This is a genomic window from Enterobacter sp. 940_PEND, assembly GCF_001059415.1.
Classification (GTDB): domain Bacteria; phylum Pseudomonadota; class Gammaproteobacteria; order Enterobacterales; family Enterobacteriaceae; genus Enterobacter; species Enterobacter cloacae_M.
Window position 1 is genome coordinate 1 of the sequence record NZ_JUMS01000122.1, and the last position, 17,100, is coordinate 17,100.

Below are 17,100 nucleotides of genomic sequence, written 5' to 3' on the forward strand. Positions count from 1 at the left end.
TTTCTCCCTCTCCCCGTGGGAGAGGGCCGGGGTGAGGGCATCAGGCCGCACTCCCCTTTTACGAATATTTCTTCGTTCGCCGCGTCGGCGCCGTATTCGCCGGATCGTCCGGCCAGACATGTTTGGGATATCGCCCCTTCATCTCTTTCTGCACTTCACGGTAGCTTCCCGCCCAGAACGCCCCCAGATCTCGGGTGATTTGTAATGGACGATGCGCAGGCGACAGCAGCTCAAGCACTAACGGCACACGCCCTTCCGCAATGGACGGCGTGGTGGCTTCACCAAACATCTCCTGCATCCGAACCGCCAGCGCCGGCGGATTATCCTCATGATAACGGATGGCAATCCTGCTTCCGGTCGGCACAGTGTAATGCCCTGGCAGTTCACTATCCAGACGTTGACGTAATGACCAGTCCAGTAAATTCTGTAACGCGGTCTTAACATCAAGCGCCTTAAGGGCTCGCAGAGAGTGTACGCCGCTCATTTGCGGCAGTAGCCAGCGCTCAAGCGTAGCGAGCAGCGTCTCGTCATCCACCGCAGGCCAACCGTATTCCGGTAGCCACTTCGCGGCACAGTGCAGACGAATGCGGTACTGCTCCGCTTCCGGCGTCCAGTTCAGGGCGCTCAGCCCTTTTTCCCGAATTCCGTTCAGCATCGCCTGGTGAAGCTCGTCTTCCGACGGCTTCGCCAGCGGCTTCGTTCCTAACGTCAGCTTGCCAATCTGGCTGCGACGAAAGGCCTTCAGCGTGCCCTGGGCGTCATCCCATTCCACGGTATCAGATTGCTGAAGCAGCTGCGGACAGGCACGCGTCAGGGCGTCAATCTCTACGGCAATCGCCTGCAGGATACGCGCATCCGGAGAATGGCTGCCCTGCAGCAGCAGCGGGGCGATCAGCCATTCGTGACGCGTCAGCGCATCATCGCTGTCCAGCATCGCCCCCATGCCGTTTGCCAGCTGGTAGCGACCGTCCAGCCCGCGCCGACGCGCGATCCTGTCCGGGAAGGCCTGGGCCAGCAGGAAGGCAATCTTATCGCTGTCAGGCACTCCTCCCCGGCTATTCAGGCGTTTGCACAACTGCTGCGCACGCTGCTGCCAGTTCCCCTGGCTGCGCGAAAACGCCTGCCCCAGATCGCTGCTGCCACCGCGAGGCGGCTCCTCAAGAATAGCCGCCAGTTTTGCCGCCGTGGCAATTTCATCATCCCCTTGCGCGGCCACCAGCATCGCGGCCAGACGCGGATCGTTGCCCAGCGCCGCCATTTTCTGGCCGCGCGCCGTCAGACGCTCGCCTTCCAGCGCGCCGAGCTGAGTCAGCAGGGTGCGCGCAGCGGTGAGGTTTACGACAGGAGGAGGATTAAGCCAGGTGAGCTGCTCAGGGTTCGGGCAGCCCCACTGGAGCAGATCCATCACCAGACCAGACAAATCGCTTTGTAAAATTTCCGGCGTGCTTTGCTGTGCAGCGCGTTCAGCCTGTTCCGCGCTGGTCAAATGCAGGCATATGCCCGGCTCAAGACGCCCCGCGCGGCCCGCGCGCTGCACCATCGACGCCTGGCTGATGCGCTGCGTCAGGAGTTTAGTCAGCCCGGTACGCGGATCAAAGCTTGCCACCCTCTCCTGCGCGCTATCCACCACCAGGCGAATCCCTTCAATGGTCAAACTGGTTTCAGCAATGTTGGTTGCCAGCACCACCTTGCGCTGCCCCGCCGGGGCCGGAAGGATGGCTTTACGCTGATCCTGTAGCGACAACGCGCCGTAGAGCGGGCAAAGCAGCACGTCTCCGCCTACGCGGGCAGAAAGCTGCTCCTGCACGCGCTGGATTTCGCCCACGCCGGGCAAAAACAGCAGCAGGGAACCCGCTTCCTGGCGCAGCAGCTCAGCGGTGGCAATGGCGATGGCCTCGTCAAAACGCTGATGGGAGGAAAGCGGCTGATAGCGGCGTTCAACCGGAAACGCCCGCCCTTCTGAGCTGATGACCGGCGCATCGGGTAATGCCTGTCGTAGCCGCTCGTTATCCAGCGTGGCCGACATAATAAGCAGCCGGAGATCGTCGCGCAGCCCCTGCTGCACGTCCAGCAACAGCGCGAGGGCCAGATCCGCCTGCAGGCTGCGCTCGTGGAATTCATCGAGGATCACCAGCCCGACGCTGGTCAGCTCAGGATCGTTTTGCAGCATGCGGGTGAGAATACCCTCGGTGACCACTTCAAGACGCGTGGTCGGGCCAACGCAGGTCTCGGCACGCATCCTGTAACCTACCGTTTCGCCCGGTTTTTCATTCAGCAGTTCCGCCAGACGCTGCGCCACGTTGCGCGCGGCCAGCCTGCGCGGCTCCAGCAGGATAATTTTCCCGCTGATGTTTCCGTCTTTCAGAATCTGCAGCGGCAGCCAGGTGGACTTGCCCGCGCCCGTAGGAGCATTCAGCAAAACCTGCGGGGCATGGTGTAAGGCAGCGAGAAGCTCAGGAAGAATGACGGCGACCGGCAATGAGGACACTAACAGCTCCAGAGGGTTAACATTAGTCGGCGTACATTGTAGCATCGGCGCATATCATTACCGAGTCCTCCGTATGCCTGAGTCGAAACGGCTGTTTTTTGCCATTGAATTGCCCACCACCATACAGCGTCAAATTGTTCGCTGGCGCGCTGATTGCTTTCCGCCGGAAGCAGGCCGCCCTGTCGCTGCGGCCAACCTGCACCTGACGCTGGCCTTTTTGGGCGACGTCAGTGCCGAAAAACAGCGGGCGTTAGCCGCAATGGCCGGGCGTATTGCCCAGCCGGAATTTACGCTGCACCTCGACGACGCGGGCCAGTGGCCGCGTTCGCGCGTGGTGTGGCTGGGAACGCGCCAGCCGCCGCGCGGATTATTGCAGCTGGCGAATATGCTGCGCGCCCAGGCGGCGCGCAGCGGCTGTTATCAGAGCCCACAGCCGTTTCATCCACATATCACGCTGCTGCGCGATGCCGGTCAGGCCGTTGCCATCCCGCCGCCGGGTTTTCACTGGGCCTTTCCGGTCAACGCATTCGCGCTTTACGAATCAGTCTTTGCACAGGGACGCACCCGCTATACGCCGCTACAGCGCTGGACGCTGGGCAACACCGAAAGGAATTCCGATGAAGTTTAGTCCTCCCCTGCAGCACGCCACGCTTATCCAACGCTACAAACGCTTCCTCGCCGACGTGATTACCCCCGAAGGGGTTCAGCTCACCCTGCACTGCCCCAATACCGGCGCCATGACGGGGTGTGCGACGCCGGGTGACAGAGTCTGGTATTCCACATCAGAAAATAGTAAACGCAAATATGCCCATACCTGGGAAATGACCGAAACGCAAAACGGGGCATTTATTTGCGTCAATACCCAGCGCGCAAATCAGCTGGTTAAGGAAGCGCTGACCCTTGGCACCATTCCCGAACTGGTGGGATATGGCACGCATAAAAGTGAAGTGAAATATGGCGATGAAGGCAGCAGAATTGACTTCATGTTACAGGCGGAAGACAGGCCCGAGTGCTATATTGAAGTAAAATCAGTGACGTTAGCGGAACAGGAAAATGGCTACTTCCCGGATGCGGTAACGCTACGTGGCCAGAAGCATCTGCGAGAGCTAATGAGTGTTGCGGCGGCGGGCAAACGCGCCGTATTGCTGTTTGCGGTGTTGCATTCAGCCATTGAACGTTTCTCCCCTGCCCGCCATATTGATCCTAAATACGCGCAATTGTTGAATGAGGCACAAAAGCAGGGGGTAGAGGTTTTCGCTTATAAAGCGGAACTTTCTGCCGATAATATGACTCTGAGATCGTCTCTTCCCATTGTCTTATAAGGGATTAGACGATTGTCGAATAAGTGTTCTGGCCGCGTGCGCAAATACGCTTTTCCTCACAGGCTTGTCAAGTGTTACGTTTAGATAATTGCCATACGGAAAAGCATCTGCTATTTATAGCGACCTGATTTTTCCCCCAACACGGGGATCGATAGTGCGTGTTAAGGAGAAGCAACATGCAAGAAGGGCAAAACCGTAAAACATCGTCCCTGAGTATTCTCGCCATCGCTGGGGTGGAGCCGTATCAAGAGAAGCCGGGCGAAGAGTATATGAACGAAGCCCAGCTGTCGCACTTCAAGCGTATTCTTGAAGCATGGCGTAATCAACTCAGGGATGAAGTCGATCGCACCGTTACTCATATGCAGGATGAAGCTGCTAACTTCCCGGATCCGGTAGACCGTGCCGCTCAGGAAGAAGAGTTCAGCCTCGAACTGCGTAACCGTGACCGCGAACGCAAACTGATCAAAAAGATCGAGAAAACGCTGAAAAAAGTCGAAGACGAAGATTTTGGCTACTGCGAATCCTGCGGTGTTGAAATTGGTATTCGTCGCCTGGAAGCTCGTCCAACCGCCGATCTGTGCATCGACTGTAAAACGCTGGCCGAAATCCGCGAAAAACAGATGGCCGGTTAATACCAGCGCTGTTTACACACTCTAAAGGCGGGAGTCTCTCCCGCCTTGTTACTGTTGATATGTCTGAATCACACTATATTGGGCGCTTCGCGCCATCTCCTTCCGGTGAATTACACTTCGGCTCATTAATTGCCGCGCTCGGCAGCTACCTGCAGGCTCGCGCCCGCCTGGGAAAATGGCTTGTCCGCATTGAAGATATTGACCCCCCGCGTGAAGTTCCCGGTGCTGCAGAGACGATTCTGCGTCAGCTGGAACATTACGGTCTTCACTGGGATGACGAGGTGCTCTGGCAGTCAAAACGTCACGATGCCTATCGGGAACGTCTGGCCTGGCTTCGCGATCGGGGACTTTCCTATAACTGCACCTGCACCCGCGCGCGTATCCAGAGCGTGGGTGGCGTCTATGACGGCCACTGCCGCACGCTTAATCTTCCCCCGGAAAATGCCGCCGTACGTATAAAGCAGCGCTCCCCGGTGACGCGCTTTACCGATTTACTCTCCGGTGAGGTTCATGCCGATGAACGCCTGGCGCGTGAGGATTTTATTATTCACCGCCGTGACGGCCTGTTTGCCTATAACCTGGCGGTGGTCGTCGACGATCGTTTTCAGGGCGTGACGGAAATTGTGCGCGGGGCGGATCTGGTCGAACCGACGGTGCGACAAATATCGCTGTATCACCAGTTTGGCTGGACGGCACCGGACTACATTCATCTGCCGCTGGCGGTCAATGCGCAGGGCTTTAAATTGTCAAAGCAGAACCACGCCCCGGCCCTGCCAGACGGCGATCCGCGTCCTGTTTTGATCGACGCGCTGCGATTTCTCAACCAGAATGTAACCAACGAATGGCAGGATCTGCGTATTGACGAACTGCTGAAAATGGCCGTTGCCAACTGGACGCTCGCAGCAGTGCCAAAAATCCAGCATTCTCAAATGCGTTGCGCTGAGCTATGATTAGCCGCTTTTTTCATAACAAAACACACTACGAGGTGTACCATTTTTACCCGAGTCGCTAATTTTTGCCGTAAAGTGCTAAGCCGCGAAGAGAGCATGGCGAACGATGCTATTGCACAGCCACACATGTCGGTTATTCCGCGTGAGCAGCACACTATTTCCCGCAAAGATATCAGTGAAAATGCCCTCAAGGTGCTCTATCGTCTGAATAAAGCGGGCTACGAGGCCTATCTCGTGGGCGGTGGAGTACGTGATTTACTGCTGGGCAAAAAACCAAAAGATTTCGACGTGACGACCAGCGCCACGCCTGAGCAGGTGCGCAAATTATTCCGCAACTGCCGTCTCGTTGGCCGCCGTTTCCGTCTGGCTCACGTGATGTTTGGGCCGGAAATTATCGAAGTGGCGACCTTCCGCGGCCACCACGAAGCCGGCGCATCCGATCGCACCACGTCACAGCGCGGCCAGAACGGCATGCTGCTGCGTGACAATATCTTCGGCTCTATCGAAGAAGATGCCCAGCGTCGCGACTTCACCATCAACAGCCTTTATTACAGCGTGGCGGATTTCACCGTGCGTGATTACGTCGGCGGCATGCAGGACCTGAAAGAAGGTCTGATCCGTTTGATTGGCACGCCGGAAACGCGCTATCGCGAAGATCCCGTGCGTATGCTGCGCGCCGTGCGTTTCGCCGCCAAGCTCAATATGCGCATCAGCCCGGAAACGGCAGAGCCGATTCCGCGCCTGGCGACGCTGATTAACGACGTGCCGCCTGCCCGCCTTTTCGAAGAGGCGCTGAAGCTGCTGCAGGCCGGCCACGGCTTTGAAACCTACAATCTGCTGCGCGAATACAACCTGTTCCAGCCCCTGTTCCCGACCATTACCCGCTACTTCACCGAAAGCGGTGACAGCCCAATGGAGCGGATGATTGCGCAGGTGCTGAAAAATACCGATACCCGTATTCGCAACGACATGCGCGTCAATCCGGCATTCCTGTTTGCGGCGATGTTCTGGTATCCGCTGCTGGAAACGGCCCAGCGAATTACCCAGGAGAGCGGGCTTGCATACTATGATGCCTTCGCGCTGGCCGCAAACGACGTGCTGGACGAAGGGTGCCGTACGCTCGCCATTCCAAAACGCATTACCACGCTGGTGCGCGATATCTGGCAGCTTCAGCTGCGCATGTCCCGTCGTCAGGGCAAACGCGCCTGGAAGCTGATGGAGCATCCAAAATTCCGCGCCGCCTTCGATCTGCTGTCGCTGCGTGCTGAAATTGAACGCAACCAGGAGCTGCAGCGCCTGGCGCAGTGGTGGGCTGAATTCCAGGTTTCCGCACCGCCGGAGCAAAAAGATATGCTAACCGGGCTGGATGAAGAGCCGGAACCGCGTCGTCGCCATCGTCGTCCGCGCAAACGCGCGCCGCGTCGTGAAGGGACAGCATGACCCTTGCGTATATCGCCATCGGCAGCAATTTAGCCTCTCCGCTGGAGCAGGTGAACGCTGCCGTACAGGCGCTGGGGGAGATCCCGCAAAGCGGGATCGTGGCGGTCTCCTCTTTCTACCGCACGCCGCCGCTGGGTCCTCAGGATCAGCCTGATTATCTCAATGCCGCCGTGGTGCTGGAAACCGCTCTGAATGCCGAAACGCTGCTGGATAACACCCAGCGCATCGAACTGCAGCAGGGCCGCGTACGCAAAGCCGAGCGCTGGGGACCGCGCACGCTGGACCTCGACATTATGCTGTTTGGTCACGAGACCATTAACACTGAACGTCTCACCGTTCCGCATTACGACATGAAAAATCGCGGGTTTATGCTCTGGCCGCTGTTTGAAGTCGCTCCCGATCTCATCTTCCCGGATGGCATCCCACTCAGGACCATTCTGGACAACCTCAACGCGGAAAGACCCGCCCGCTGGTGATCCGGTTCCCCTGCCGATTAACCTCAAAATAATTGTGGCTAATCGGTTACCTAAAATCATTGTTCCCCCGAATGTTACTGTTAGAATGCGCAAAGATTCGCTTTTGGGCTATCAGGAAACAGTATGAAACCAACCACCATCTCCTTACTGCAGAAATGCAAACAGGAAAAAAAACGCTTCGCCACCATCACCGCGTATGACTACAGCTTCGCCAAACTCTTTGCCGAAGAGGGTATCAACGTCATGCTGGTCGGAGATTCGTTAGGGATGACGGTACAAGGACATGATTCCACCCTGCCGGTCACGGTTGAGGATATCGCTTACCATACACGTGCGGTGCGCCGCGGGGCTCCAGCCTGCCTGCTGCTTTCCGATCTGCCGTTTATGGCCTATGCCACGCCGGAGCAGGCATTCGAAAACGCGGCAGCGGTTATGCGTGCTGGCGCTAACATGGTCAAAATTGAAGGCGGCGCCTGGCTGGTGGATACGGTGAAGATGCTCACCGAGCGCGCCGTGCCGGTGTGCGGCCATTTGGGCTTGACGCCGCAGTCCGTCAACATCTTTGGTGGATATAAGGTGCAGGGCCGCGGTGACGCCGCCCAGACGCTGCTGGATGATGCTCTGGCGCTGGAAGCCGCAGGCGCCCAGCTGCTGGTGCTGGAGTGCGTGCCGGTTGAACTGGCGAAGCGTATTACTGAAGCCCTGTCGATTCCGGTGATTGGTATCGGTGCAGGCAACGTGACCGACGGCCAGATCCTGGTGATGCACGACGCCTTTGGCATCACCGGCGGGCATATTCCGAAGTTTGCCAAAAATTTCCTCACCGAAGCGGGCGACATGCGCGCTGCGGTCAGGCAGTATATTGCCGACGTTGAATCCGGTGTTTACCCGGGTGAAGAACACAGTTTCCATTAAGGAGTCTCGTTGTGCTAATCATTGAAACCCTGCCGCTGCTTCGCCAGCATATCCGCCGCGCGCGTCAGGAAGGTAAACGTATCGCACTGGTCCCGACCATGGGCAACCTGCATGACGGCCATATGAAGCTGGTTGACGAAGCAAGAGCCCGTGCAGATATCGTGGTGGTCAGTATCTTCGTTAACCCAATGCAGTTTGACCGCGCCGACGATTTGGCACGCTATCCGCGCACCCTGCAGGAAGATTGCGAGAAGCTCAAAAAACGCCATGCGGATATTGTCTTCTCTCCGGCACCGGCGGATGTCTATCCTCAGGGTACCGATGAGGCCACTTACGTTGACGTACCGGGCATTTCCACCATGCTGGAAGGCGCAAGCCGCCCGGGTCATTTCCGCGGCGTATCGACCATCGTCAGCAAGCTGTTCAACCTGGTGCAGCCGGACGTTGCCTGCTTCGGTGAGAAAGATTTCCAGCAGCTGGCGCTGATCCGCAAGATGGTTGCGGATATGGGTTACGATATCGAGATTGTCGGCGTACCGATTGTACGCGCGAAAGACGGTCTGGCGCTCAGCTCGCGAAATGGCTACCTGACCGCGGACCAGCGTAAAATCGCGCCGGGCTTAAGCAAGGTCATGAACACCATGGCAGAACAGCTGCTGGCGAAAGAGTTAACGGCCGAAGAGATTATTGCTCTGGCTGAACAGGCGCTGAACGATAAAGGCTTCCGCGCTGATGATATTCAAATTCGCGATGCCGACACGCTTCTGGAGCTTACACAGACCAGCAAACGTGCGGTCATTCTGGTGGCGGCATGGCTTGGTCAGGCCCGCCTAATCGACAACAAAGTGGTTGAACTGGCGTAGGTTTCTCTACCCGGAAGATGAAAGGTAAACGTAATGATTCGCAAAATGCTGCAAGGTAAGCTTCACCGTGTGAAAGTCACCCAGGCCGACCTGCACTATGAAGGCTCCTGCGCCATCGACCAGGATTTCCTTGATGCTGCGGGCATCCTTGAAAACGAAGCGATTGATATCTGGAACGTTAACAACGGCAAACGTTTCTCAACCTACGCCATCGCCGCCGAGCGCGGGTCTAAAATCATCTCCGTTAACGGCGCGGCAGCGCACTGCGCGGACGTGGGCGATATTGTGATTATCGCCAGCTTCGTGATGATGTCTGATGAAGAAGCACGCCGCTGGCAGCCGAAAGTTGCCTACTTTGAAGGCGACAACGACATGAAACGTACCGCGAAGGCGATTCCGGTTCAGGTTGCTTAAGCACTATCCCTGCGGCTGATTGCTGATCAGCCGCGACATTGTCTCCAGCGAATCCGTTCTTAAGATGTACAGGCGTTTCAGCAAGAACGGATTATCCCCCGGCTTCACCTTCCCTTTCACCGTCGTCACCGCCAGATGAAAACCGGCGTCATTCGCCGCCTTTATCGCTTTATTGTCGTAGCCGCCAAACGGATAGGAAAGATAGAGCACGCGTGGATTAAACTGCGCCAGCGCGCGACGCGAGCGTTCAAAATCAAACAAAATCACGTGATAGCTGCGGCTCAGTAAAATCGGGTGTTTATACCCATCCACGCGGTGCAGGAAGTGGGTGTGAGACTGAATATCGAACACATCCTGAATCCCCTTAATCTCCTGCACGCTCATAAACTGCAGCGATTTTGGATCCCACTTCTGCGGATGGCCTTTTATGCGGGAAGAGATAATAAACGCGGTAGCCTTGAAGCCGTACTCTTTCAGCACTGGATAGGCATAGCGGCTGACGGATTTCAGGCCATCGTCAAAGGTAATCACCACCGATTTTGCAGGCAGGTTCATTTTGTTACGCACGTACCCTTCAAGCTGGTACATCGTCAGGGTGGTATAACCCTGATCGCGTAGCCAGGCCATCTGGTTGTTGAACGCGCGTACGCTGGTGGTCGTGGACGTATGTCGAAAACGGGTGTTCTCTTCATCACGCAGAATATGATGGTAGGTCAGAATCGGAAGTCCGTTATCTTCCTGCGCGTCCAGGCTGCTGATCCACGCCAGACGATTGCCGATGCGGATCTGGAACCAGGTCTGATTCAGACGGTCCTTCAGTTTATTCAGTATCGGATAGCGCAGATTGGCGCTTAACGTGCCGAAAGGCGCGCTGCCGCTCGACGGCGCGTTATACACCGGCGTGTCTTTCCAGGTAATCAGGTTCTGATTGCTGAGGGGTTTATTGAGATCCCCGAGGCTGTCCTCGACGCGCTGTTTCCCCTGAACCGGCTCCAGGTGTCCCTTGTCGATAAACCCCGTGCCAAAACCAAAGCGAAATTCGTAGTAGTCCGCCGCCGCGGGCACAACGGCCAGGATCTGCCCGGCGCGGACGTTACCGACGTTGATCACGCTGTTCCCCACCTGCGCCCAGATCGCCGCGTCTTCGGTGGTTTGCATGTACTGGGCAGGCAGCGTGTGCTGACTGAGTAAACTGGCTGAGCTGACGCCGGAAATGAGCATCAATAGCAAGAAAAGAATGCGCGGTAGCATGGTGTCTTAATCGGTGCGGAAAACTGCCGCTATTGTAACAAATGAGACATCAATACCAACGTTTAATTCTTATACAAATCGTGGAGCAGGACGAAGGGAGGATTTTTTTGCTGCTGATGCCACAAGCTGCTGACGCCCGGAACGCCCTGCGCAACGATGGCCTGGCGAAACTCAGCGCTGCTTAAGGAGCCACGCTGCGGATACATTAACGCCAGCAGGGAGAGGTTAATACCCGAGATCACTTCACAGCACGCGTGCTTATGGCTCAGCAACGCGGCTGCGCGGTAAGGCGCCGCGCCCGATTTATCGGTAAGAAAAATCACGCCATCGCCGGTGTCCGTTTCATGCAGGGCATCACACATCATGCGGCTCAGCATGTTGGTGCTCAACCCGCGCCAGTAGTTTACCGCCCGGCACTGCACCAGCGGGCCAAATCTGGCTTCAAGCTTATCCAGCATTTCCTGCGCCTGTTCATCGTGGCAGGTGATAACCCATCCCAGCATAACTCCCTCCTTAGCAGGCAAGTAGTTTAGCGGAGTGAAGGTTAGCTTACGGTGATAACTGTCAAAGAAAGTGCCCGGCAAACAGAACGTCGCCGGGCAAAAGATTAGCTGCGCAGCCCGCGTCCGCGCTGGATCAGCGACCAGCAGAGCAGGTAGAAGGCGATGATAAACACCACCAGCACCGCCACCGTGGTAAACAGCGGCACATCGGTGATACCGAGGAAGCCAAAGCGGAACCCGCTGATCATGTAGACAATCGGGTTCAGGTGCGACAGCGCCTGCCAGAACGGTGGCAGCAGCGTCAGGGAGTAGAACACCCCGCCGAGATAGGTCAGCGGCGTCAGCACGAAGGTCGGGATCAGGCTGATGTCGTCAAACGTTTTGGCGAACACGGCGTTCAGCAGACCGGCCAGCGAGAACAGGATCGCCGTCAGGAGCAGCGTGAGCGCGACAAACAGCCACGAGTGGACCTGGAACGGCACGAAGAACAGCGAAATCGCCGTGACCAGGATCCCCACGCACAGCCCGCGCGCCACGCCGCCGCCAACATAGCCCGCGATAATGACGTGCGTCGGCACCGGCGCGACCAGCAGCTCTTCAATATTGCGCTGGAACTTGGCGCTGAAGAATGACGACGCCACGTTGGCATAGGCGTTGGTGATCACCGCCATCATGATCAGGCCCGGCACGATAAACTGCATATAGGTAAAGCCGTGCATTTCACCAATCCGGGAACCAATCAGGTTACCGAAGATGATGAAATAAAGCGTCATCGTGATGACCGGCGGCACCAGGGTTTGCACCCAGATACGCATAAAGCGGTTGATCTCTTTCGCCCAGATACTTTTCAGCGCGACCCAGTAAAGATGCGTCATGCCTTGTCTCCTTGTTTGTCATGTACCAGAGAGACAAACAGCTCTTCCAGTCGGTTCGCTTTGTTACGCATACTTAAAACCTGAATCCCCTGCGCGCTCAGCTGTGAGAACACGCTGTTAATCCCCTGCTCGCGCAGCACTTCCACTTCCAGCGTCGAGGTATCCACCAGACGATAGTTGTAACCTTCAAGTTTTGGCAGCGCGCTTTTCGCCGCCAGATCGAGAATGAAGGTTTCGGATTTCAGCTTGGAGAGCAGATTCTTCATCGAGGTGTTCTCCACCAGCTCGCCGTGCTGAATGATGCCGATGTTGCGGCACAGCATTTCAGCCTCTTCCAGATAGTGGGTGGTCAGAATAATGGTGGTGCCTTTATCGTTGAGATCTTTCAGGAAGCCCCACATGGAGCGACGAAGTTCGATATCGACACCCGCAGTCGGCTCATCGAGGATCAGCAGTTTTGGCTCATGCATCAGCGCACGGGCGATCATCAGGCGGCGCTTCATCCCGCCGGACAACATGCGCGCGCGTTCGTTACGCTTTTCCCACAGATCGAGCTGCTTAAGGTATTTTTCGCTACGCTCGAGGGCCTCTTTACGCTCAACGCCGTAATAGCCCGCCTGGTTAACGACAATTTGCTGCACCGTCTCGAACGGGTTGAAGTTGAACTCCTGCGGAACCAGCCCCAGCTGGCGCTTGGCGTTCACCACATCTTTTTGCAGGTCGTACCCAAAGACGCTCACCCGGCCGGACGTTTTATTGACCAGCGAGCTGATAATCCCAATGGTGGTCGATTTCCCCGCCCCGTTCGGCCCCAGAAGCGCGTAAAAATCACCGGCCTCTACTTTCAGATCTATTCCGCGTAGCGCCTGAACGCCACCCGGATAGGTTTTTTTAAGCTGCTCAAGCTCCAGTGCAATTGCCATGAAATTAACTTACCTTCAGTTCTTACACACGTTGTGTGGTTTCATTAAAAGTCGGGTTACCCTATAGTAGCGCAACGCAATAACTCGGTTACAGGTCGCTAACCTCCATGAACAACATAGATACACTCATCAGCAACAATGCACTATGGTCAAAAATGCTGGTGGAGGAAGACCCCGGATTTTTTGGAAAACTCGCGCAGGCTCAGAACCCACGCTTTCTCTGGATTGGATGTTCCGACAGCCGCGTACCGGCGGAGCGCCTGACCGGCCTTGAACCCGGCGAACTGTTTGTTCACCGCAATGTCGCCAATCTCGTGATTCACACCGATCTCAACTGTCTTTCTGTTGTTCAGTATGCCGTGGACGTTCTGCAAGTCGAGCACATCATCATCTGCGGCCATTATGGCTGCGGCGGCGTGCAGGCGGCGGTTGAAAACACGGAACTGGGGCTCATTGATAACTGGCTACTGCACATCCGCGATATCTGGTTCAAACATAGCTCACTGCTGGGCGAAATGCCGCAGGAGCGTCGTATGGATACCCTTTGCGAACTCAACGTGATGGAGCAGGTATATAACCTGGGCCACTCAACGATCATGCAATCAGCGTGGAAACGCGGGCAGAAGGTCTCTATCCACGGCTGGGCGTACGGTATTCACGATGGCCTGCTGCGCAATCTGGAAGTGACCGCCACCAACCGCGAAACGCTGGAGCAGCGTTACCGTTCGGGGATTGCCAACCTTCAGCTTAAGCATGTGAACCATAAATAAAGCCGGGAATGTTCTCCCTCTCCCTGTGGGAGAGGGCCGGGGTGAGGGCATCAGCCTGCAACTACTCGTCCAGCAGTACCACTTTCCCCACATACGGCAGATGACGATAGCGCTGCGCGTAGTCAATGCCGTAACCGACGACGAATTCGTCAGGAATCGAGAAGCCCACGAACTCAACCGGCACCTGAACTTCACGACGGTCAGGTTTGTCCAGCAGCGTACAAATCGCCAGAGATTTTGGCTCGCGCAGGCTCAGGATCTCGCGCACTTTTGACAGCGTGTTGCCGGAGTCGATGATGTCCTCAACGATCAACACATCTTTGCCACGAATATCTTCATCCAGATCTTTCAGGATTTTCACATCACGGGTAGTGGACATGCCGCTGCCGTAGCTGGAGGCGGTCATAAAATCGACCTCATGGGGCACATGCACCTCACGGCACAGGTCTGCCATGAACATGAAAGAGCCGCGCAACAGACCGACCAGCACCATTTCGCTGCCGCTGTCCTTGTAATGTTCGGTGATTTGACGACCCAGTTCGGCGATACGCGCTTTGATCTCGGCTTCCGGGATCATCACTTCAACAGTATGTTTCATATTACTAACCAAATGATTTTAGTGAAAATCTCTCAATACGGATGAGTTAATATCCAGCACTGATACGCAAGCCAGCCATTATATCAGCAAATGGATAAGCCTGGCGTATGAGTTATAAAAAGCAAATATTGTGATTCCGATCACACTTGTTAATACCTATAATTAGTTGCTAGCAAATTATTAACAAAAACTGACGGGTACACTTTCTATGGCTGAAACAAACTCTAAACAGCCGCGTCTACTGGTGACATTAACAGCCGCATTCGCAGCCTTCTGCGCGCTGTATCTGTTAATCGGTGGCGTCTGGCTGGTCGCTTTAGGCGGCTCCTGGTACTACCCGATTGCGGGTCTGGTTATGGTTGCCGTAACCGTCCTGCTGTTGCGTAGAAAACAATCTGCACTGTGGCTGTATGCCGCCCTCCTTCTTGCCACCATGATCTGGGGCGTCTGGGAAGTCGGTTTTGACTTCTGGGCACTGACGCCGCGCAGCGACATCCTGGTCTTCTTCGGTATCTGGCTGATCCTGCCGTTCGTCTGGCGTCGCCTGATTGTGCCTTCCAGCGGTGCGGTAGCGGGCCTGGTTGTTGCCCTGCTTATTACCGGCGGCATTCTGACCTGGGCAGGCTTTAATGACCCGCAGGAGATCAACGGTACGCTGAACGCGGAATCCACGCCTGCGGCAGCTATCTCCCAGGTCGCTGACGGCGACTGGCCTGCGTATGGTCGTAATCAGGAAGGTCAACGCTACTCTCCGCTGAAGCAGATCAACGCGGACAACGTTAAAAACCTGAAGGAAGCCTGGGTATTCCGTACCGGCGATGTGAAGATGCCGAACGATCCGGGCGAGCTGACCAACGAAGTGACGCCGATTAAAGTCGGCAACATGCTTTATCTGTGTACGGCGCACCAGCGTCTGTTCGCGCTTGACGCGGCCACCGGTAAAGAGAAATGGCACTTCGATCCGCAGCTGAACTCCAACCCGTCCTTCCAGCACGTCACCTGCCGTGGCGTCTCTTACCACGAAGCGCGCGCCGATAATGCGAGCCCGGAAGTCATTGCTGACTGTCCTCGCCGCATCATGCTGCCGGTGAACGATGGCCGTCTGTTCGCCATCAATGCCGAAACGGGCAAGCTGTGCGAAACCTTTGCCAACAAAGGTATCCTGAACCTGCAGACCAACATGCCGGACACCACGCCGGGTCTGTATGAGCCAACCTCGCCGCCAATCATCACCGATAAAACCATCGTGATTGCCGGTTCGGTAACGGATAACTTCTCCACGCGTGAAACCTCCGGCGTTATCCGTGGTTTCGACGTGAACACCGGTAAGCTGCTGTGGGCCTTCGACCCGGGCGCGAAAGATCCCAACGCGATCCCGTCGGACGAGCACACCTTTACCTTTAACTCGCCAAACTCCTGGGCACCGGCGGCGTATGACGCGAAGCTGGACCTGGTCTACCTGCCAATGGGCGTGACCACGCCAGATATCTGGGGCGGTAACCGCACGCCGGAGCAGGAGCGTTATGCCAGCGCTATCGTGGCATTGAACGCGACCACCGGCAAGCTGGCCTGGAGCTACCAGACCGTTCACCACGATCTGTGGGATATGGACATGCCGTCCCAGCCGACGCTGGCCGACATTACCGTTAATGGCAAAACCGTTCCGGTGATTTACGCTCCGGCCAAGACGGGCAACATCTTCGTGCTGGATCGCAGCAACGGCAAGCTGGTCGTGCCAGCACCGGAAAAACCGGTTCCGCAGGGCGCGGCGAAAGGCGATTACGTCAGCAAAACCCAGCCGTTCTCTGACCTGAGCTTCCGTCCGAAGAAAGACCTCAGCGGGGCAGACATGTGGGGTGCCACCATGTTTGACCAGCTGGTGTGCCGCGTGATGTTCCACCAGCTGCGCTATGAAGGCATCTTTACGCCGCCATCTGAGCAGGGCACGCTGGTCTTCCCGGGTAACCTGGGGATGTTCGAGTGGGGCGGGATCTCCGTTGACCCTAACCGTCAGGTGGCGATTGCTAACCCGATGGCGCTGCCGTTCGTTTCCCGTCTGATCCCGCGCGGTCCGGGCAACCCAATGGAGCAGCCGAAAGACGCGAAAGGCAGCGGTACCGAAGCCGGCATTCAGCCGCAGTACGGCGTGCCGTTTGGCGTAACGCTGAACCCGTTCCTGTCTCCGTTTGGTCTGCCGTGTAAACAGCCTGCCTGGGGTTATATCTCCGGCCTGGATCTGAAAACCAACCAGATCGTGTGGAAAAAACGTATTGGTACGCCTCAGGACAGCATGCCGTTCCCGATGCCTGTTCCGGTGCCGTTCAATATGGGTATGCCAATGCTGGGTGGCCCAATTTCCACCGCCGGTAACGTGCTGTTCATCGCGGCAACCGCAGATAACTATCTGCGCGCGTACAACATGACCAACGGTGAAAAACTGTGGCAGGGCCGTCTGCCGGCTGGTGGACAGGCCACGCCGATGACCTATGAAGTGAATGGCAAGCAGTACGTTGTCATCTCTGCCGGCGGTCACGGTTCGTTTGGCACGAAAATGGGCGACTACATCGTCGCATATGCGTTGCCTGACGAAGGCAAATAAAAGCAAAACGGCAACTTCGGTTGCCGTTTTTGTGTTTGTTCCCTCTCCCTGTGGGAGAGGGTCAGGGTGAGGGCATCAGGC

Annotated in this window: 17 protein-coding genes; 11 read left to right on the top strand and 6 right to left on the bottom strand. The window is 56.5% G+C overall.

What is annotated here, in order from left to right; genetic code table 11:
- Nucleotides 1-58: 58 nt before the first annotated feature.
- Nucleotides 59-2,488 carry an ATP-dependent helicase HrpB gene (gene hrpB, locus ADJ24_RS16985; protein WP_023310438.1) on the bottom strand — a complete coding sequence of 810 codons (2,430 nt, stop codon included), beginning with the start codon at nt 2,486-2,488 and terminating at the stop codon, nt 59-61.
- 73 nt (nt 2,489-2,561) lie between these two features.
- Here hrpB and thpR point away from each other — a divergent pair, with 73 nt between their 5' ends.
- From thpR to panD, 9 genes are all read left to right on the top strand, one after another.
- The gene (thpR, locus tag ADJ24_RS16990; RefSeq protein WP_023310437.1) at nt 2,562-3,116 is read left to right on the top strand and encodes an RNA 2',3'-cyclic phosphodiesterase; all 555 of its coding nucleotides are present in this window, start codon (nt 2,562-2,564) and stop codon (nt 3,114-3,116) included.
- Nucleotides 3,106-3,810: a DNA/RNA nuclease SfsA gene (gene sfsA, locus ADJ24_RS16995; protein ID WP_023310436.1), complete on the top strand. Its 705-nt coding sequence runs from the start codon at nt 3,106-3,108 to the stop codon at nt 3,808-3,810. The genes thpR and sfsA overlap by 11 nt, the downstream gene beginning before the upstream one ends.
- Nucleotides 3,811-3,986: 176 nt before the next feature.
- Nucleotides 3,987-4,442, top strand: coding sequence for an RNA polymerase-binding protein DksA (gene dksA, locus ADJ24_RS17000; RefSeq protein WP_001155232.1), 456 nt, complete (start codon nt 3,987-3,989; stop codon nt 4,440-4,442).
- A gap of 59 nt (nt 4,443-4,501) precedes the next feature.
- The gene (gene gluQRS, locus ADJ24_RS17005; RefSeq protein WP_023310435.1) at nt 4,502-5,392 is read left to right on the top strand and encodes a tRNA glutamyl-Q(34) synthetase GluQRS; all 891 of its coding nucleotides are present in this window, start codon (nt 4,502-4,504) and stop codon (nt 5,390-5,392) included.
- A gap of 42 nt (nt 5,393-5,434) precedes the next feature.
- Complete coding sequence (gene pcnB / locus ADJ24_RS17010) at nt 5,435-6,832, top strand: polynucleotide adenylyltransferase PcnB (RefSeq protein WP_072162357.1); 1,398 nt, start codon at nt 5,435-5,437, stop codon at nt 6,830-6,832.
- Nucleotides 6,829-7,308 (top strand): 2-amino-4-hydroxy-6-hydroxymethyldihydropteridine diphosphokinase, encoded by a 480-nt coding sequence (gene folK / locus ADJ24_RS17015; protein WP_023310433.1) that lies wholly within the window; start codon nt 6,829-6,831, stop codon nt 7,306-7,308. Before pcnB ends, folK begins: the two co-directional genes overlap by 4 nt.
- A gap of 123 nt (nt 7,309-7,431) precedes the next feature.
- On the top strand, nt 7,432-8,223 hold the full coding sequence (gene panB / locus ADJ24_RS17020; RefSeq protein WP_023310432.1) for a 3-methyl-2-oxobutanoate hydroxymethyltransferase: 792 nt from the start codon (nt 7,432-7,434) through the stop codon (nt 8,221-8,223).
- A gap of 11 nt (nt 8,224-8,234) precedes the next feature.
- Nucleotides 8,235-9,086 (top strand): pantoate--beta-alanine ligase, encoded by an 852-nt coding sequence (gene panC / locus ADJ24_RS17025; protein ID WP_023310431.1) that lies wholly within the window; start codon nt 8,235-8,237, stop codon nt 9,084-9,086.
- Nucleotides 9,087-9,119: 33 nt separating this feature from the next.
- Nucleotides 9,120-9,500 (top strand): aspartate 1-decarboxylase, encoded by a 381-nt coding sequence (panD, locus tag ADJ24_RS17030; RefSeq protein WP_006810068.1) that lies wholly within the window; start codon nt 9,120-9,122, stop codon nt 9,498-9,500.
- A 3-nt stretch (nt 9,501-9,503) separates the two neighbouring features.
- On the opposite strand, the gene ADJ24_RS17035 is transcribed toward panD, so the two are convergent.
- The 4 genes from ADJ24_RS17035 to ADJ24_RS17050 all read right to left on the bottom strand — a co-directional run bounded on the left by ADJ24_RS17035 (nt 9,504) and on the right by ADJ24_RS17050 (nt 13,052).
- Nucleotides 9,504-10,751, bottom strand: a complete 1,248-nt coding sequence (locus ADJ24_RS17035; protein ID WP_023310430.1) for a polysaccharide deacetylase family protein — start codon at nt 10,749-10,751, stop codon at nt 9,504-9,506.
- A 62-nt stretch (nt 10,752-10,813) separates the two neighbouring features.
- Nucleotides 10,814-11,254 (bottom strand): PTS sugar transporter subunit IIA, encoded by a 441-nt coding sequence (locus ADJ24_RS17040; RefSeq protein ID WP_023310429.1) that lies wholly within the window; start codon nt 11,252-11,254, stop codon nt 10,814-10,816.
- A 104-nt stretch (nt 11,255-11,358) separates the two neighbouring features.
- Complete coding sequence (locus tag ADJ24_RS17045; protein WP_023310428.1) at nt 11,359-12,129, bottom strand: ABC transporter permease; 771 nt, start codon at nt 12,127-12,129, stop codon at nt 11,359-11,361.
- Nucleotides 12,126-13,052: an ABC transporter ATP-binding protein gene (locus ADJ24_RS17050; RefSeq protein ID WP_003856300.1), complete on the bottom strand. Its 927-nt coding sequence runs from the start codon at nt 13,050-13,052 to the stop codon at nt 12,126-12,128. Before ADJ24_RS17050 ends, ADJ24_RS17045 begins: the two co-directional genes overlap by 4 nt.
- Before the next feature lie 107 nt (nt 13,053-13,159).
- Between ADJ24_RS17050 and can the strand changes: the two genes are divergently transcribed.
- A complete protein-coding gene (gene can / locus ADJ24_RS17055; protein WP_008501947.1) occupies nt 13,160-13,822 on the top strand; it encodes a carbonate dehydratase in 663 nt (220 codons plus the stop codon).
- A 61-nt stretch (nt 13,823-13,883) separates the two neighbouring features.
- Here the strand turns inward: can and hpt are convergent, their stop codons facing one another.
- Nucleotides 13,884-14,420, bottom strand: a complete 537-nt coding sequence (hpt, locus tag ADJ24_RS17060) for a hypoxanthine phosphoribosyltransferase (RefSeq protein WP_008501948.1) — start codon at nt 14,418-14,420, stop codon at nt 13,884-13,886.
- A 208-nt stretch (nt 14,421-14,628) separates the two neighbouring features.
- Between hpt and ADJ24_RS17065 the strand changes: the two genes are divergently transcribed.
- Entirely contained in the window at nt 14,629-17,019 is a 2,391-nt protein-coding gene (locus ADJ24_RS17065) for a glucose/quinate/shikimate family membrane-bound PQQ-dependent dehydrogenase (protein WP_023310427.1), read from the top strand.
- Nucleotides 17,020-17,100 lie beyond the last annotated feature (81 nt).

Excerpts from the sequence above, each read along its gene's own strand:
- thpR (WP_023310437.1), top strand. The coding sequence starts at position 2,562 with ATGCCTGAGTCGAAACGGCTGTTTTTTGCCATTGAATTGCCCACCACC.
- sfsA (WP_023310436.1), top strand. The coding sequence starts at position 3,106 with ATGAAGTTTAGTCCTCCCCTGCAGCACGCCACGCTTATCCAACGCTAC.
- dksA (WP_001155232.1), top strand. The coding sequence starts at position 3,987 with ATGCAAGAAGGGCAAAACCGTAAAACATCGTCCCTGAGTATTCTCGCC.
- gluQRS (WP_023310435.1), top strand. The coding sequence starts at position 4,502 with ATGTCTGAATCACACTATATTGGGCGCTTCGCGCCATCTCCTTCCGGT.
- folK (WP_023310433.1), top strand. The coding sequence starts at position 6,829 with ATGACCCTTGCGTATATCGCCATCGGCAGCAATTTAGCCTCTCCGCTG.
- panB (WP_023310432.1), top strand. The coding sequence starts at position 7,432 with ATGAAACCAACCACCATCTCCTTACTGCAGAAATGCAAACAGGAAAAA.
- panD (WP_006810068.1), top strand. The coding sequence starts at position 9,120 with ATGATTCGCAAAATGCTGCAAGGTAAGCTTCACCGTGTGAAAGTCACC.
- ADJ24_RS17035 (WP_023310430.1), bottom strand. The coding sequence starts at position 10,751 with ATGCTACCGCGCATTCTTTTCTTGCTATTGATGCTCATTTCCGGCGTC.
- ADJ24_RS17040 (WP_023310429.1), bottom strand. The coding sequence starts at position 11,254 with ATGCTGGGATGGGTTATCACCTGCCACGATGAACAGGCGCAGGAAATG.
- ADJ24_RS17045 (WP_023310428.1), bottom strand. The coding sequence starts at position 12,129 with ATGACGCATCTTTACTGGGTCGCGCTGAAAAGTATCTGGGCGAAAGAG.
- ADJ24_RS17050 (WP_003856300.1), bottom strand. The coding sequence starts at position 13,052 with ATGGCAATTGCACTGGAGCTTGAGCAGCTTAAAAAAACCTATCCGGGT.
- can (WP_008501947.1), top strand. The coding sequence starts at position 13,160 with ATGAACAACATAGATACACTCATCAGCAACAATGCACTATGGTCAAAA.
- hpt (WP_008501948.1), bottom strand. The coding sequence starts at position 14,420 with ATGAAACATACTGTTGAAGTGATGATCCCGGAAGCCGAGATCAAAGCG.
- ADJ24_RS17065 (WP_023310427.1), top strand. The coding sequence starts at position 14,629 with ATGGCTGAAACAAACTCTAAACAGCCGCGTCTACTGGTGACATTAACA.